The organism is Candidatus Bandiella numerosa, assembly GCF_029981845.1.
Classification (GTDB): domain Bacteria; phylum Pseudomonadota; class Alphaproteobacteria; order Rickettsiales; family Midichloriaceae; genus Aquirickettsia; species Aquirickettsia numerosa.
In genome coordinates this window covers 497,342-513,486 of the sequence record NZ_CP104164.1, presented here as the reverse complement: position 1 = coordinate 513,486, position 16,145 = coordinate 497,342, and the positions used below count along the sequence as shown (strand labels likewise).

Genomic DNA, 16,145 nt, shown 5'->3' with positions numbered 1-16,145 from the left:
ATGGTGAAGATGTTTATTTAAATTTGAAAAAATTTACTATATTTATTTCTAAATTCATTGTATTTACCCAAAAAATCTATAGTCCTTTCTTTATTCATAAAAATAATTCTATTCGCAACTGTAGATATAAAATGCCTATCATGGCTCACAAATATAATTGTTCCCTCAAAAGATTTTAAAGAATTGGCTAAAGCAGTTCTGCTTTCTAAATCTAGATGATTTGTAGGTTCATCAAGTACTAGAACATTACCTTGTTCAAGCATAATTTTTGCAAATAGCAATCTCGCTGCCTCCCCCCCACTTAGCACATCAACCAATTTATCAGCTTGATCCTGTGTAAGTAACATTTTGGCAAGGGCTCCTCTTATAGTACCAATATTTGATTCATTAGTAGCTTGCATTAACCAATTCATTGCCGAAATATTACCTTTTATTAGATCGTGATGATCTTGTGAAAAATATGAAGATTTTGTATTATGCCCCCATTTAACACCTCCATTTGTAGGTGAAATAAGCTCAAGTGCTGTTTTAAGTAATGTTGATTTTCCTATACCATTGATACCCAAAATGGCTATTTTTTCCCCCCTATTCACCTTGAAAGATAAATCTTGAAATAATTTATTCTCCTTAAAGGATTGTGAAAGTTCTGAAACATTCAACACTTCTTGTCCTGATTTTTCCTTTTGCTTAAATGAAAATTTAGGAGCTATTCTTGTGGTGCGATTAAGTTCTGGAACATCTATTTTTTGGACTCTTTTTTCTCTTGAAAGCGCTTGTTTTGAACGCGCAGCAGAGGATCTAAATTTCTCTATAAAAACTTTGTCCTTAGCTATTTTCTTTTCTATTGAAGCTTTTTCTCCCTCTTTTTGCTCTGCTCTATCTTGTTTTTCTCTAACAAAATAATCATAATTTCCTGAATATAACGTAATTGTATGATAATCTATATCCAATATATTATTACATGTTGCATTTAAAAAATCATGATCATGGGATATTAATAATAGTATTCCTTTAAATTTTTTTTTCAAAAAATCCTCTAGCCACTGCGTTGATAATATATCTAAGTGGTTTGTAGGTTCATCTAGTAATAATATATCTGGATCTGAAAATAAACATTGAGCAAGCAAAACCCTAATTTTATAACCGCCGGACAACTTTTTAAGTGGTTCTTTAAAATCTTTTTCTTCAATTCCAAGACCTTGTAAAATTATCTCAGCATTTGATTCTGCGCTATAACCATCATTTTCATATATAACAGATTCTAATTCCGCAATCCTATAACCTTCCTCATCACTAACATCAGTTTTATTACTTAATGCAGTTTGCTCTTTCATTGCATTCCACAAAACTTTATTACCTTGAATAACAATATCCACGATTCTATCATTTTCATATTTGAATTGATCCTGGCTCAAAGCGCTAACTTTCAGTAAGTCGTTAATAATTATATCACCTGAAGTTAATTCTTCCTCGCCTTGTATTAATCTAATTAATGTTGATTTTCCTGATCCATTTGCTCCAATTAGCCCATATCTGTTATTTGGCTTTAAAGAAAAATTCACATCGTTAAAAAGTTTTTTGCCTCCATAATCCATGGAGATATTTTTACATAAGATCACAATAGCTAAGTAAATTTAGGCTAAACAAGTACACATAATACAGATTATTTAAATTACTTCAATACAGATTTTGATTATTAAATTGGCAGTGCGGCTTTCAGGTTAAATTTTATATAGATCAGTCCACTAACTGTATTTTATCTATCTTGCTTAGCCGTTCACATATATCTTAAAACAACTTTGTTCGCATGATATGTCTCCAGCTGTAAATGCTGCTAAACTAAACTTCAACGCTAATAGATCAACCAAAAGAATTTCATAAATTTATACTATTGTAAATAATTACTCCCTCTGTTTTTTAAGATTCTAATTTTTGTATTTTAAATAATTCTCTTATGCATCTTTTGATTCTTCTAAATACTTTTTTTCATTCTTGCCGAACAAGGTCCATTTTATTATTTCTCTTTTGAGATTTAAGGCGGCTGATATTATTGCTTAATAAATTTTAATCAATATTAAGTATTTTATGAATTTGCAATGACAATATTGCATTGTATTTTTTTGCTATTTTTTGCGCTAGAATTAAATTATCCTGATTTATCGCTTTATTATACTCATCCATAGATTGTACATATACTGGAATACTATACTCTTTTTGTCCAACTTCAGATATATCTGAATAAGGTTTAATATTAGAAGATATTAAAAATTTTATTGCTATAGTTTGTTTTAATATGTCATGCCTTATCATATGATATTTATCATTAGATGGCTTTGGAGAGCAAACTAGCTCAACTTCTTTTGGGATATCTATGTATAAAGTGCCATTTGTTTCAATCTGAATTTTGAAGTTATTTATAATTAGTAATTTGCATAATTGTGAAATATTCTGTCTAAAAGGTTCTCCTCCAGTAATCACTATAAGTGGATTAATTTGCTCAAAGGACTTTATCTTTTTTAGAATGTCATGAATTTCTAAAATGCTATAATCATCAAATTCTGTATCACAAAATTCGCATGCAAGATTACAACCACTAAGTCTAATGAAAATTGCTTGATATCCAGAATATGGCCCCTCACCTTGAATTGTTTCAAAAATAGAATGTACTTTTAAATAGGTGCCATCACCCTTTTCGAATGGTAATTTTGGATTATTGCCAAACATATTTATTATTTTGAGACAAGTCCAGTTGAACCAAATCCAGCATCGCCCCTTGTAGTATTTTGCGGTAGTTGCTCTACTAAATTCCATTCTATTTTTTCGTATCTTGCAATAATTAATTGTGCAATGCGCATGCCACGCTCAACAATAAAATCTTTGTCACCTAAATTAATGATTGGAACTTTTATTTCTCCTCTGTAATCAGAATCTATTGTTCCAGGTGCGTTGATCACAGTGATACCATTTTTTATAGCTAATCCTGAACGTGGTCGAACCTGACCTTCAAAGCCTTCAGGAATTGAAATTGCTATTCCTGTTGGAATCAATATTCTTTGATTTGGTTCTATGATTAAATCTCCATCAATTGCTGCAACTAAATCAACCCCTGCACTATGTATTGTTGCGTATTGCGGTAATGGCAAATCTTGTGCATTACCTAATTTTGTTATGTTTATAGTAATTTTATGCATGAATTTTTGTGAAAATTTTTAATATAATTGCCAGATAAATAATATTTTTCAATGATTATTATCCTTTATATCTAATATATAATTAAGCATCAATGGTTCACTCCAATTATAGGTATTATTAAATTTGGCAAATACTTTCCCCCCTTTATCGATAAAAATTGTTGTTGGTGGAGAATTTACCTTAAACTCTGTCATTAAATTTTTACTAAGATCGAAGTAAACCTTTAAATTGTTAACTTTATTATTTTGATAGAAGTTTTGTACTTTTTCGAAGTCTAACGAGTTATCATTCACAGAGATTATTTCCACATCTATAATTTTTAGCTTATCAAATTCTTTTTGCAAATTACTTAGTGATTTAAGTTCATTAACACATTCGACACACCAATTTGCCCAAAAATTTAATATAATGAATTTGTTGTTAAATTCTTTAAGATAAACTGGTTTTGCTTTATCATTGAAAAATTTTGAATCGTCAATTTGTTTTGGGATTGCTAAATTATATTTCTCTAAAATTTTTTTTATATTTATTTTATTATTATCGGGAGACAAAACATTTGCTGATAAAATACTTATTGAAAAAAACAAGATACTGATAAATAATGCCAGCTTACTCATTCAATTTAGTTTGATATATACATCGTATACTAACAATAATGTTTAATTATAAAAAGTACATTACATTTTTATCATTAATAATTCTACTTGCTGTTTTTTTAAGTGCATGTGGAGTTAAAAAAGAGTTATACAGAGTTGAGGATGAAAATAAATAATACTAAGATACCCAATGTATTTGAGGTAAAAATAATAGAAGTAACAAGATGCATTTCTGATTTAAAATTTGGTATCCCAATTATTTTAGAACATAAAAATCAAAAAAATTTGATATTGTCACTTGAAAGAATAAATAAAAAAATTTTTAACGAGATAAAAAATGCACTTAAGGAAGTTAATTTGGTTATTACACAACAAAGAGCCAATTTTTTAAAACTTAAGCATTGCAAGATAAATTGTCAAAATCTTGATTTTAATGAAGTTGAAAAAATTGCTTTTGATTTAGAGGATGTTGATCTGAATGCACATGATTATTATAAAATGTCAAATTCAGATGAAAAAGCGTTAATGCTTTTAAAGATTAGTGAATTAATTCCTGTTGCTATAATTGCTAAAGTAGACCCTGAAATGGAATTGAATTTTCACATAAATTCATTGAAATCAGAATACATAGATGATTTTCTTGTTAAGACGAATGATGATTTACATGAAGTATGCAGTGCAGACTTAAAGTTAAAATTTGGTAGGGGGGAAATAAAATGCTTTAGGTCACAATTTTCAAAGGATCATTATGCTATAATTATCAATTCAAAAAACAAAAAGAATAATAGCAAAACTCCTTTAGTTAGAGTCCATTCTTCATGTTTCACTGGAGATATATTTGACAGTGTTAAATGTGATTGTCATGAACAATTTTACAACGCTATCAAAATTATGAGCGAAAAAGGTGGCGGTGTCATAATTTATTTAAATCAAGAAGGAAGAGGGATTGGCTTAACTAATAAAATTAGAGTTTATAAGGCTCAATCCAGTGGATTTGATACAGTAGAGGCAAATGAAAATTTAGGTTTTGAAAGTGATGCAAGGGGTTTCATAATAGCTTCTAAAATTTTAAAAAAGTTAAACATAAATAAAATTGATTTACTTTCAAATAACCCTGCAAAAGCAAAAGATTTAACAAAACAGGGGATTATGGTTGAAAATGTTATTTCTCATCAATTTCTTAGTTCAGATATAAAAAACTATTATGATAGTAAGGCGAAAAAATTAAATCATGATATTGAAGTATAAAATTTTTTGAAATACAATTAACCCTAGACATTTTTATATAAGGTAAATTTATGAAAAAAGTAATATCAAAGGCGTTAATATTATCATGTATATCGTTAGGTGCTTTAAATTTGGCAAATGCGGATTTTAAAGGTCCTCAAGCACAAAATATAGAGAACCAAAATCAGGGTCTAACAACCGTGCAAAAAGTACTTAGTACAGCATTTCATGGTCAGCATGTTTTTTTACAAGGTAATATAATTCAAAAAGTTTCACATGATAAGTATATGTTTAAAGATAGTACAGGTGAAGTCATGATTGATATTGATCAAAAACATATGCCATTTGAAGATTTTTCTGCATCTGAAACAGTTACGATATATGGAGAAGTAGAGATGAAGAGAAAGAATCCACGGATAGAAATAGACGTTGCTAGAGTTGAAATTGTTAAACAAGCTACAGATGTGCATAAGAAATAAATGAACGGATGGCTTTTAGTAGATAAGCCAATTGGGATTACATCTTTCCAGGCAATTAATAGGTTTAAAAAATTGCTTAATGTTAAAACGGGGCACTGTGGAACTCTTGATCCATTTGCCTCGGGTTTTTTGTTAGTAGCGCTTGGTAAAGCAACTAAGTTGGTTGATTATGTGATGAATTTTGAAAAAAATTATACCTTTACGGTTAAATGGGGTATTTCAACTGATAGTGACGACTTGACTGGCAATATTACAGGAAATAGTAAAATTATCCCTACAGAGCAACAAATTATAAGTAAATTAGAATATTTTGTAGGCGAGATTGAGCAGGTACCTCCAATATTTTCCGCTGTTAAGGTAAACGGGAAAAGGGCATATGAATACGCAAGAAAAGGTGAGGAATTAACTTTAAAATCAAAAAAAGTCTCTTTAAAGAAATTTTCTTTAGAATCACATAAAAATGACTTAAGTACATTTAATATTATCACAAGCAAAGGATTTTATGTTAGAGCGCTTGCTAGAGATTTTGCAAAGTCATTAAATACGCTGGCTCATGTAGTGGAATTGAGAAGAAATCAAAGTGGAATTTTTGCAAATATGGAGATGATAAATGCGGAAATAACAAAAGAATTCTTGCATAATAGCGAATTATATGATTACATATCTGCAAGAATTCTGCCTCTGGATTATGTGCTAGACGACATCCCTGTGTATAATCTGGATTCAAGTGATGCTAAAAAATTGAAAAATGGGCAATCTATTTTTCATAAATTATCGCTTGAGAATGATTCAAGGATAGCTGTTAAAAGTAACGATACGTTAATTGCGTTGTGTACATACGTTAATAGTTATTTAAAACCAACAAAAACATTTTAATGGAGGATTTAGATGTCGGTTACAAAAGAATTAAAGAGAGAAATTATTTCTCAATTTTCATTTGCTGAGAATGATACTGGCTCAACAGAAGTGCAAGTTGCGTTGTTTACACAGCACATAAGCAATCTTACTGAGCATTTAAAAATAAACAAAAAAGATTATCAAGCAAGAAGAGGTTTATTAGTGTTTGTTACAAAAAGAAAAAGATTATTAACTTATTTAAAAAATAGGAATAATGATCGTTATGAGAAATTGATAAAAGAATTGAAACTTAAAAGGGTATAAATGTTTAATATAGTAAAAAAATCGATAGAATGGAACGGTAAAAAAATTGAATTAGAAACAGGAAAGATAGCTAGGCAAGCTAGCGCGTCTGTTATAGTGAGAATGGGAGAAAGTATAGTTTTATGTACAGTAACTTTTAGTAAAAATTTAAAAGAAGGGATCGATTTCTTTCCCTTGTCTGTAAATTATTTAGAAAAATATTATGCAGCAGGAAAATTTCCTGGTGGATTTATGAAAAGAGAAGGTAAACCTTCTGATAGAGAAACATTAATTTCAAGGTTGATTGATAGGCCAATCAGACCTTTGTTTCCAGAAGATTTTTTATATGAAGTTAACGTTTTTTGTAAAGTTTTATCATATGATGGCAATTTTCCAACTGATGTTTTAGCAATAATAGGGTCTGCGGCGGCATTAAAAATCTCTGAAGTTCCTTTTGATAGTTTGCTCGCAGCAGTAAGAGTTGGGTTAATTGATGATGAATTTGTACTTAATCCATCAACAGAAGAATTAGAAAAATCAGAATTAGATTTGGTGATTGCTGGTACAAGTGATTCAGTGTTAATGATTGAGTCTTCAGCCAAAGAAATTGATGAAGAGAAATTGGTTTCTGCAATTGAAATTGCACATAAAAACATACAACCTGTTATAAAGTTGATTGAGGAATTTGCTGCTGATTCAAAAAAAGACAAATATGCTTATGCTAAATTAGATATTCAGACTATTTTCGAAAAATTGAAAAAAGACTATCATAAGGACGTAAAAAAGGTATATGAGATAGTTGACAAAAATGAGAGAAAAGAAAAATTAGATGCAATATATAAAGAGGCATTTGACAATCATTCAACTAAGGACGGGTTTGAATCAAATGTATTTGACCTTGCCTATAAAAAACTCAGAAGAGAGGTAGTTAGGGATAAAATTTTAGATGATAACATCAGGATAGATGGAAGAAATTTGGAAGAAATAAGAAGGATTGACTGTGAAATTGGTTTATTACCAAAAACTCATGGATCATCATTGTTTACAAGAGGCGAAACACAGTCTTTGTCAATTGTTACGCTTGGTAGCCAGCAAGATTCACAGTTAAGGGATGGAGTCACTGGGACTTTTAATGAAAAATTTATGCTACATTACAATTTTCCTCCATATTCAGTTGGGGAAGTTGGCATGCTTAAACCACCAGGAAGAAGGGAAATTGGACACGGGAAATTAGCTTTTAAAGCTGTTACCCCTATTTTACCTAAGGATGAAGAGTTTCCATATACTATACGAATAGTAAGTGAAATTACCGAATCAAATGGTTCATCGTCCATGGCAACTGTTTGCGCAGCAACATTGGCATTAATGGACGCTGGTGTTCCAATTAAAACTCCTGTTGCAGGTATTGCGATGGGTTTGATTTTAGAAAAGGATCGTCATGCAATTCTTTCAGATATTATTGGTGATGAAGACGCATTAGGCGATATGGACTTTAAGTTGGCATCAACAAAAAACGGAATTACTGCATTACAAATGGATATCAAAATAAGTGGTATAACCATTGAAATAATGAAGAAAGCAATTTCTCAAGCTAAAAATGGGTGTAACCACATATTATCCAAAATGAATGAATTAATTTCTATGCCTAAGAATGAATTAAATTCTTCAGCACCTAGAATTAGTTCAATAAAAATTAATAAAGATAAAATTCGAGATCTAATTGGACCAGGTGGAAAAAACATAAAAGAGATTTGTGAAAGAACCGGTGTTAAAATTGATATAGAAGATGATGGTAGCGTTAAGATATTTGCAACTGATGAAAAAACTTTAAATGAGGCTTTAAGTAGTATCGAAGAAATTGTTGCAGTGCCTGAAATGGGTAAAATATATAATGCAAAAATAACTAAAATTATGCAATTTGGTGCATTTGCAAAATTTTTAGGTTCTAATGAAGGTTTAGTGCATGTAAGTGAGATTTCAGACAGAAATATAGAAAATGTAGATGATGTACTTTCAGAAGGTATGATCATAAACGTTAAATATGTTGGCACAGATCACAAAGGAAAAGTTAAACTTACCATGAAAAATGTTGAACAAAGTGACGAATTTTTTAATAGTGATTCTTGGAAGAGATTGATGGAAGGTGAGCCTAAAAAGCAACGACCTGAAAAAAAAAATGATCAGGAGTTTACAAGAAAAAAAAGAGTGATGCCAAAGCAAAATTATAATAAAACTTCTAATTTTAACAAAGCAGTTCACCACGATAAGGATAAAAAAGAAGAAAAGAATCCAACTTTATTTAATGCTAAAAGTTTTATTAAAAAGTTGTTTAGTTAAGTATATAGATTTTAAGCAACATAATTGGTTACTTAAAAAATAAGAAATGATTTAGGGAGTTTATAAGAAATTATAACTCCCTTTTTTTTGCAAACTGCTGTGCCCTGCATATTGTTATACATGAGTATATAATGAACTATGTATTTAATTCAAAATCACATCAGCTCATTGTAATTCAATTCCTTAATAAATAATAAATTTACCCTCTCTGTAACTCAATTGTAACACTTCATAGGTATAATACACTTAAGAATTAAACAATTGAGGTGGTATGAAGGATTTTAAAAATAAATATTTTGAAATAGTAAAAATTATTGAGTTACCTTGCTTAAATTTTTCAGCATATGAAGCGGTTAAAGTATTGGAAGATAGTATTTCACTAAGAGATGCCAAATTGCACCATAGTGCACTTGAAAAATTCGCTGAAATTATAAAGGGTGCAGACAATATGGACTATTATTTTTCCGAATTAATAAAATTAGCAATTGAATCCAAAAGTGAACCAATACTAAAATCTACGATGATAACTTTTGGAGAGAAATTAGATAGTTACTATATCAGTCGAATTATCAAACATACCATGGAGCTTGGGGATGATAATAAAGTATTAGAATTAGTTTGGGATAAGTTTGCTAATCAAATAGATGGCTATTATGCAAGGGAATTGATATTAGAATTTATAGAAAAAAATAATATTCAACTCCTAGAAAAATTCGTTGCAATTTCTGCAAATAAACTTAGTAGCTCGCATGTATATGAAATAATTGAGCAAGCTATCAGGATAAATAATGATGAAGTATTCAAATTCATTTGGGAAAAATTATCAAGCAACTTAGATACCTATGATGCAAATCTATTAATGGAAGAATTAATTGCTGCTAAAAATACTGAACTGTTAAATTTAATCACTGATAAACTCACAGACATTATTAAAAGTGGCACCATAGGTGATTATTATCTAAAAAAGCTATTTGACAAAGCCATTACATCTGATGAACCTCAAATAGCAAAACTCATAGCTACAGCTTTAGTTGGTAAAATTGGTATATCATACGTTAATACGATTATAAAATATGCAGTTGATACCAATGATAATGCATTGCTAGAAGAGATAATATCAATTTGTAGAGAAAATTTAGATAGTTCAGGAATTCAAATAGTAATTCAATATGCAGTTTCAACAAAAGATAAAAATTACATTGGTAATTTATTATCTACCTTTCAAGAAAAATTAAGTGATGATCATCTAAAAGATATCTTAGAGTTTTGCATTAAAGCTAGAGACATATCATTAATAGAGCATATTTTGAAATTTATTGATTGTGATAAATTTAAATATTCTAAAAATGTAATTACGTTAGCCATTGAAATAAATGAACATCAGATTTTTGATATTTTATGGGATAAATTTTCAGAGAAAATTGAAAAATCTAGTGATATGCATGGCTTAATTAAAGCTGCAATAAAATCTGAAAATATGGAATTTTTTCATATAATTTGGGATAAGTTTGCTAATCAAATAGATGGCTCTGATGCAAAGCAATTAATGAAAGAATTAATTGATGCTAAAAATACTGAGTTATTAAATTTAATCACTGATAAACTCATAGATATTATTAAAAGTGATGACTCAGGTGAGTATCGTCTAAAAGATATCTTAGATTTTTGCATTAAAGCTAGAGACATATCATTAATAGAGCATATTTTGAAGTTTATTGATTGTGATAAATTTAAATATTTACAAAGTGCAGTTACATGTGCCATTGAAATAAATGAACATCAGATTCTTGATATTTTGTGGGGAAAGTTTTCAGAAAAAATTGAAGAACCTAGTGATATACGAATCTTAATTAAAGCTGCAATAAAATCTGAAAATATGGAATTTTTTCATATAATTTGGGATAAATTTTCAGAGAAAATACCCAATCACCATAAAAAATCTGTAATAGACGTAGCATTAAAATCTGAAAACGAATTTAAAATAGATACTGTAGTAAAAAAGTATATAGCAGGTTATTACAGTGACTCAGAAAGTAAGTTTCTAATTCAAAATTTATTAAAAAGTAAACAAGATGTAATTTCCAAAGAAATAAAAATTCTTTTTTCTAAGTTGCTGGTTAAACTTAAAACTGTGGATTTTGAATCTTTGGAATATTTTTATCAAAATGATGCTTTATATGAAAAGGATGGAAATGGTTTCCCACTTGCATATCATTTATCTCAAAAAGAGGTAGATATTCCTGCAAGAAAGTTGCTTGATTCCTTGGATATAAACAAACATTTACCTGAAGGAAGTAGTGTTTTTTCTAGAAGTAGTTCTTATAAATACTATGTCAATAAGGAGGCTAGTAAATCAATCATGATTGTAACAGGGGAAGATCATAATGGAGCATTTAAATATGATAAAATTAATGAATACCTAAATAAAGGTTTTAACATAACTACAATTGACCATAGAAATGAGAAAGATGTATGCTTAAAAATCATTTATTTGATTATTACTCATATCTCCAAGAGCAATCAATTGATTTATATTATTCAGATTTGTTGATACTTAATATGCACGGAGGTATTGGAGGAAAAAGTGGAAAACATACGATTGAAAGGGATGGCATGGGTGCTAGAACTTTTGAGTATTTGAAGGATTTGACTGAAAAGTTTGAGGATAAACCTGTTAAAGTGTTGTTAACTGCTTGTTTTGGCCAGGCAGCTCTTTTAGATAGTATAAAAATTTTGCCAAATGGATCAGAAATGCTTACAATCTCAGAATATAGAAAAGTGGGGGATAAGATAAAAACATTAAATAATGATAGTGGGATTAATATCAACTATGTAGCAAACTTATCACAAAGAACAGATTTAACTGTAAGTGATGTCTTAAAGCTTGAGAACATTGCATATCTTCATATAAAAGGATATCAGCATAATAAACCATCTCCTGCATATGCCAAGAAAGATAAGGATGGCAACATTAAAATGTTCTCATGCATTGAAAAATTGGAAGATTTGATAGAAGGAAAAATAGATTTATCTAATGTAAAAAAACTCCAACAAAGTTTTGTTCTTAAATATTGTGGTAATGAAGATGTAGCATGTATCAACAAATCGTCCTCTGTTATTGAAAAAACATTAGATTCCATCAAATATATGCATATGTTAAATTTAGGTTATAAATATCATGCGGAAGAAGTGAGTGAAAAGTTGCTAGATAGATCTGAATATTCTCACTCTTTTGGTTATTTTAACGTAAATTTAGCATTAGGTTGCCAGATTGGGTTTAGTGAAATAAACGGAGATTTCGAGGAATAAATTTGGGGTGATAATGAATGGAAGTATAAGTATTCGCAATTAAACTTTAAATATTAATTTGAAGATGTTAATGTCAGATCATCCATAAATTATTCGCATACATATTATGATTAAATATGCTTTGAATAGCCAACAAATGCGAGAAATAGAAAAGTTAGCTTTAAATTCTAAAAGCGACGCAATAAATTTGATGGCGAGGGCTGGTACTGAAGTTTATAACGTAATGGTTGAAAGATTTAAGCCCTGTAAAGTTTTGATAATATGTGGGTCTGGTAATAATGGAGGTGATGGATATGTTGTTGCTAATTTACTTTTAAAAAATAATTGGGATGTAAAAATACTTCAAGTGGCAAGTCCAAAAACGGAACAAGCAAAATATTACTGTCAACAATTTAAAGGAGAAATTATTTCTTTCAAAGATGTGTGTAAAAATCTGGAAGAAGCAGAGCTAATAGTAGATGCTATATTTGGAATAGGGCTATCAAAAAAAGTACCAAATGATATTGCAAAGTTAATAAAACAAATTAATGAAAAATCAAAAAAATGTATAGCGATTGATATCCCTTCTGGCATTTCAGCAACAACGGGAGAAATATTAGGAGATGCAATAAAAGCTGAACTGACCGTCACTTTTCATAGTAAAAAAATTGGTCATTTACTCATGCCAGGCTTGGTTAATTCTAATGAGGTAGTGGTAACAGATATAGGGCTTCCAAAAATTAAAGAACAAAAGGGGTATATAAAAGTTAATAATCCAAATATTTGGAAGGGTAATATAAAATATCCGGGATATTTAGATAACAAGTATAGTAGGGGTTGCTTGGCAATTATAGTAGGACAAATGATAGGAGCTGCGATATTTGCAACACATGCTGCAAGAAAATCCGGATGTGGTATAGTTAAATTGTTTATAAAGAAGTCAAGCAACAACATGTATGCCTTAGAGCCAGGAATAATTCTAATAGAATATGAGAACATTCATCATTTACTTGAATTGATTGAACAGCATAAAGCAACTGCTATTTTATACGGGCCTGGAGAATTAAAATCAGATACAACGCAGGAAAACGTCATAAATTTATTAAAATTGAAGAAAAAAATTATTCTCGACGCAGGGGCAATATTAGAATGCACTACATTGAGCGATATTATTGATATTGGGCAAGATGTCCTACTCACTCCACATGAAGGAGAATTTAAAAAGTCATTTGGTGATAATAATAAATTAGATAAGGTCACCAGAGTAAAAAATGCCATTGATCAAAGTAAATGTACAATATTACTTAAAGGGATAGATACAGTAATAGGTGACAAAGATAATAATATCGTAATACAAGAAAATGGATGTCCATATCTAGCAACAGCAGGAACTGGCGATATATTAGCAGGGATGTGTGGAGCATTTATGAGTCAGGGAATTAACTCAAGTATGTCAGCAATGATTGCAACATGGGCTTTGTCAGAAGCTGCATGGAAAATAGGATATGGACTAATAGCAGAAGAGATACCAAAGATGATACCTAAAATATTGTCAGTTAATATATCTTAGTAATTTTTTTAAATAAAATGGAAGAGATGGGAATATTCGAAGTAATTTACATTATTTTAAAAGGCAATGATTGGTGTATGCATTAATTGTGTAATAAAGTTATTTTATTATTGCTGATATTATTATAATCACTGCTCATACATAATTGATGCAATTTACTTAATTTTATCATTTTTAACAATAGCGAAAAAAGCTATAACATTTAGTTTACAACTAGCAACTAATTAACTAATATCGAAACTAAATTATTATAATTGTTAAGCTATGAATATTCACGAGTACCAGGCAAAAGAGATTTTGAGAAAATATGGTCTTGAATTACCTGAAGGTATATTAGCGTTAAATGCCAGTGAAGCTGTTGAAGCTGCATCAAAAATTAAATCTAATGTTTGGGTATTAAAAGCTCAAGTACATGCAGGCGGCAGAGGTAAGGCTGGTGGAGTTAAACTTGCCAAGACACTTGATGAGGTAAGGGATATAGCTTCTAAAATGATAGGGATGAAGCTAGTTACGCCCCAAACAGGAGCTGAAGGGAAAATAGTGAATAAGATTTATGTTGAAGCTGGAAGTGATATAAAAAAAGAATATTACATTTCCGTTGTTTTAGATAGAAACCATAATTGCATTACAATTGCAGCCTCAACTGAAGGTGGGATGGATATTGAAGAAGTGGCAAAAAAAAGTCCTGAGAAAATCATAGCCGTACACGTTGATTACACAATTGGTTTGCAAAATTTTCACATAGCTAAGTTAGGCTTTGGAATGGGACTTGATAAAATTCAGTTAAAGAATTTTTCTAAAGTTGTTAGGGCTTTATATCAATCATTTATTGATACAGATGCCAGTCAAATAGAAATAAATCCTTTGATTGAAACTAGTGATTCTAAATTCATTCCTCTGGATGCAAAATTTAATTTTGATGATAATGCGCTTTATAGGCACCCAGAAATTGAAAAAATGCGAGACATTACTGAAGAGGATCCACAAGAAGTTGAAGCTAAGAAATTTGATCTTAGTTATGTAAAAATGGATGGTTCAATTGGATGTATGGTAAATGGCGCAGGTCTTGCAATGGCGACCATGGATATAATTAAACTTCATGGAAAGGAGCCAGCAAATTTTCTTGACGTAGGTGGTGGAGCTACTACAGAAAAAGTTACAGAAGCTTTCAAGATTATTTTATCTGATCATAATGTGAAAGGAATATTGGTTAATATTTTTGGTGGCATTATGAAATGTGACATTATTGCAAATGGAATTATTACTGCTGCAAAAGAAGTGAAAATAAGTGTTCCAATTGTTGTGAGGCTTGAAGGAACAAATTCTGAACTTGGTAAAAAAATATTAAAAGAATCAGGACTAAAGCTTGAGGCAGCAAACGACTTGGAAGATGCAGCCAAAAAAATTGTTAAAGCAATAAGTTAAAAAAAGGAGTAGATATGTCAATTTTGGTAAATTCGCAAACAAAGGTTATCTGTCAGGGTTTTACAGGTGCCCAAGGTACTTTTCATTCTGAGCAAGCTATTGAATATGGTACAAAAATGGTTGGAGGAGTGACCCCAAGTAAAGGAGGCACTATACATTTAGGGCTTCCTGTCTTTAACACTGTTGAAGAAGCAGTGTATAAAACTAATGCAAATGCATCAGTAATATATGTACCACCACCCTTTGCTGCAGACTCAATCCTAGAAGCAATTGATGCAAAAATAGAGCTTGTAGTATGTATTACAGAAGGTATTCCGGTGCTTGATATGTTGAGGGTGAAAAAAGCCCTAACTAATTCTAAGACTAGGCTTATTGGACCTAATTGCCCTGGAATTATAACTCCTGGTGAATGCAAAATTGGAATTATGCCTGGCTATATTCACAAAAAAGGCAATATTGGAATTATTTCTAAATCCGGAACGTTAACTTATGAAGCGGTTCATCAGACTTCTAATCTTGGTCTTGGCCAATCCACTTGCATAGGAATAGGTGGAGACCCTATCAATGGCACTAGTTTTATAGATGCAATTGAAATGTTTCTTAATGATAATGAGACTTCCGCAATAATAGTGATTGGAGAAATTGGTGGCACAGCTGAAATAGAAGCAGCAGAATTTATTAAAAATCATAAAATTAAAAAACCAACTGTTGGATTTATAGCAGGCAAAACTGCTCCTCCTGGCAAAAGAATGGGTCATGCAGGCGCTATAATTTCTGGAGGTGACGATACAGCTGAGGCAAAAATTGAGGCTATGAAAAGTGCTGGAATAACCGTTTCAATGTCTCCTGCGGATATTGGCAAGACTATGTACGAGCTTATTTAAAGAACGA

General features: G+C 30.3%; 15 protein-coding genes. 11 read left to right on the top strand and 4 right to left on the bottom strand.

What is annotated here, in order from left to right; genetic code table 11:
- Positions 1 to 17: 17 nt before the first annotated feature.
- From N3Z17_RS02510 to N3Z17_RS02495, 4 genes are all read right to left on the bottom strand, one after another.
- The gene (locus N3Z17_RS02510; protein WP_345799030.1) at positions 18 to 1,619 is read right to left on the bottom strand and encodes an ABC-F family ATP-binding cassette domain-containing protein; all 1,602 of its coding nucleotides are present in this window, start codon (positions 1,617 to 1,619) and stop codon (positions 18 to 20) included.
- A gap of 445 nt (positions 1,620 to 2,064) precedes the next feature.
- Entirely contained in the window at positions 2,065 to 2,724 is a 660-nt protein-coding gene (locus N3Z17_RS02505) for a 7-carboxy-7-deazaguanine synthase QueE (RefSeq protein ID WP_282472437.1), read from the bottom strand.
- A 5-nt stretch (positions 2,725 to 2,729) separates the two neighbouring features.
- Positions 2,730 to 3,182, bottom strand: a complete 453-nt coding sequence (dut, locus tag N3Z17_RS02500) for a dUTP diphosphatase (protein ID WP_410519602.1) — start codon at positions 3,180 to 3,182, stop codon at positions 2,730 to 2,732.
- A 57-nt stretch (positions 3,183 to 3,239) separates the two neighbouring features.
- Positions 3,240 to 3,809, bottom strand: coding sequence for a TlpA family protein disulfide reductase (locus tag N3Z17_RS02495; protein WP_282472435.1), 570 nt, complete (start codon positions 3,807 to 3,809; stop codon positions 3,240 to 3,242).
- A gap of 38 nt (positions 3,810 to 3,847) precedes the next feature.
- Between N3Z17_RS02495 and N3Z17_RS07680 the strand changes: the two genes are divergently transcribed.
- The 11 genes from N3Z17_RS07680 to sucD all read left to right on the top strand — a co-directional run bounded on the left by N3Z17_RS07680 (position 3,848) and on the right by sucD (position 16,138).
- Complete coding sequence (locus N3Z17_RS07680; RefSeq protein ID WP_458693334.1) at positions 3,848 to 3,964, top strand: lipoprotein; 117 nt, start codon at positions 3,848 to 3,850, stop codon at positions 3,962 to 3,964.
- The gene (locus N3Z17_RS02490) at positions 3,951 to 5,036 is read left to right on the top strand and encodes a GTP cyclohydrolase II (RefSeq protein WP_282472434.1); all 1,086 of its coding nucleotides are present in this window, start codon (positions 3,951 to 3,953) and stop codon (positions 5,034 to 5,036) included. The genes N3Z17_RS07680 and N3Z17_RS02490 overlap by 14 nt, the downstream gene beginning before the upstream one ends.
- A gap of 50 nt (positions 5,037 to 5,086) precedes the next feature.
- Entirely contained in the window at positions 5,087 to 5,494 is a 408-nt protein-coding gene (locus N3Z17_RS02485; RefSeq protein WP_282472433.1) for a YgiW/YdeI family stress tolerance OB fold protein, read from the top strand.
- Positions 5,495 to 6,370, top strand: coding sequence for a tRNA pseudouridine(55) synthase TruB (gene truB / locus N3Z17_RS02480; protein ID WP_282472432.1), 876 nt, complete (start codon positions 5,495 to 5,497; stop codon positions 6,368 to 6,370).
- Between the two features lie 12 nt (positions 6,371 to 6,382).
- A complete protein-coding gene (rpsO, locus tag N3Z17_RS02475) occupies positions 6,383 to 6,655 on the top strand; it encodes a 30S ribosomal protein S15 (RefSeq protein WP_282472431.1) in 273 nt (90 codons plus the stop codon).
- Complete coding sequence (gene pnp / locus N3Z17_RS02470; RefSeq protein WP_282472430.1) at positions 6,656 to 8,971, top strand: polyribonucleotide nucleotidyltransferase; 2,316 nt, start codon at positions 6,656 to 6,658, stop codon at positions 8,969 to 8,971.
- Between the two features lie 271 nt (positions 8,972 to 9,242).
- Complete coding sequence (locus N3Z17_RS02465; protein WP_282472429.1) at positions 9,243 to 11,522, top strand: hypothetical protein; 2,280 nt, start codon at positions 9,243 to 9,245, stop codon at positions 11,520 to 11,522.
- Complete coding sequence (locus N3Z17_RS02460) at positions 11,444 to 12,280, top strand: hypothetical protein (protein WP_282472428.1); 837 nt, start codon at positions 11,444 to 11,446, stop codon at positions 12,278 to 12,280. The genes N3Z17_RS02465 and N3Z17_RS02460 overlap by 79 nt, the downstream gene beginning before the upstream one ends.
- A gap of 106 nt (positions 12,281 to 12,386) precedes the next feature.
- Positions 12,387 to 13,829, top strand: coding sequence for an NAD(P)H-hydrate dehydratase (locus N3Z17_RS02455; RefSeq protein ID WP_282472427.1), 1,443 nt, complete (start codon positions 12,387 to 12,389; stop codon positions 13,827 to 13,829).
- Positions 13,830 to 14,093: 264 nt separating this feature from the next.
- Positions 14,094 to 15,254, top strand: coding sequence for an ADP-forming succinate--CoA ligase subunit beta (gene sucC / locus N3Z17_RS02450; RefSeq protein WP_282472426.1), 1,161 nt, complete (start codon positions 14,094 to 14,096; stop codon positions 15,252 to 15,254).
- A 14-nt stretch (positions 15,255 to 15,268) separates the two neighbouring features.
- Positions 15,269 to 16,138: a succinate--CoA ligase subunit alpha gene (sucD, locus tag N3Z17_RS02445; protein ID WP_282472425.1), complete on the top strand. Its 870-nt coding sequence runs from the start codon at positions 15,269 to 15,271 to the stop codon at positions 16,136 to 16,138.
- Positions 16,139 to 16,145 lie beyond the last annotated feature (7 nt).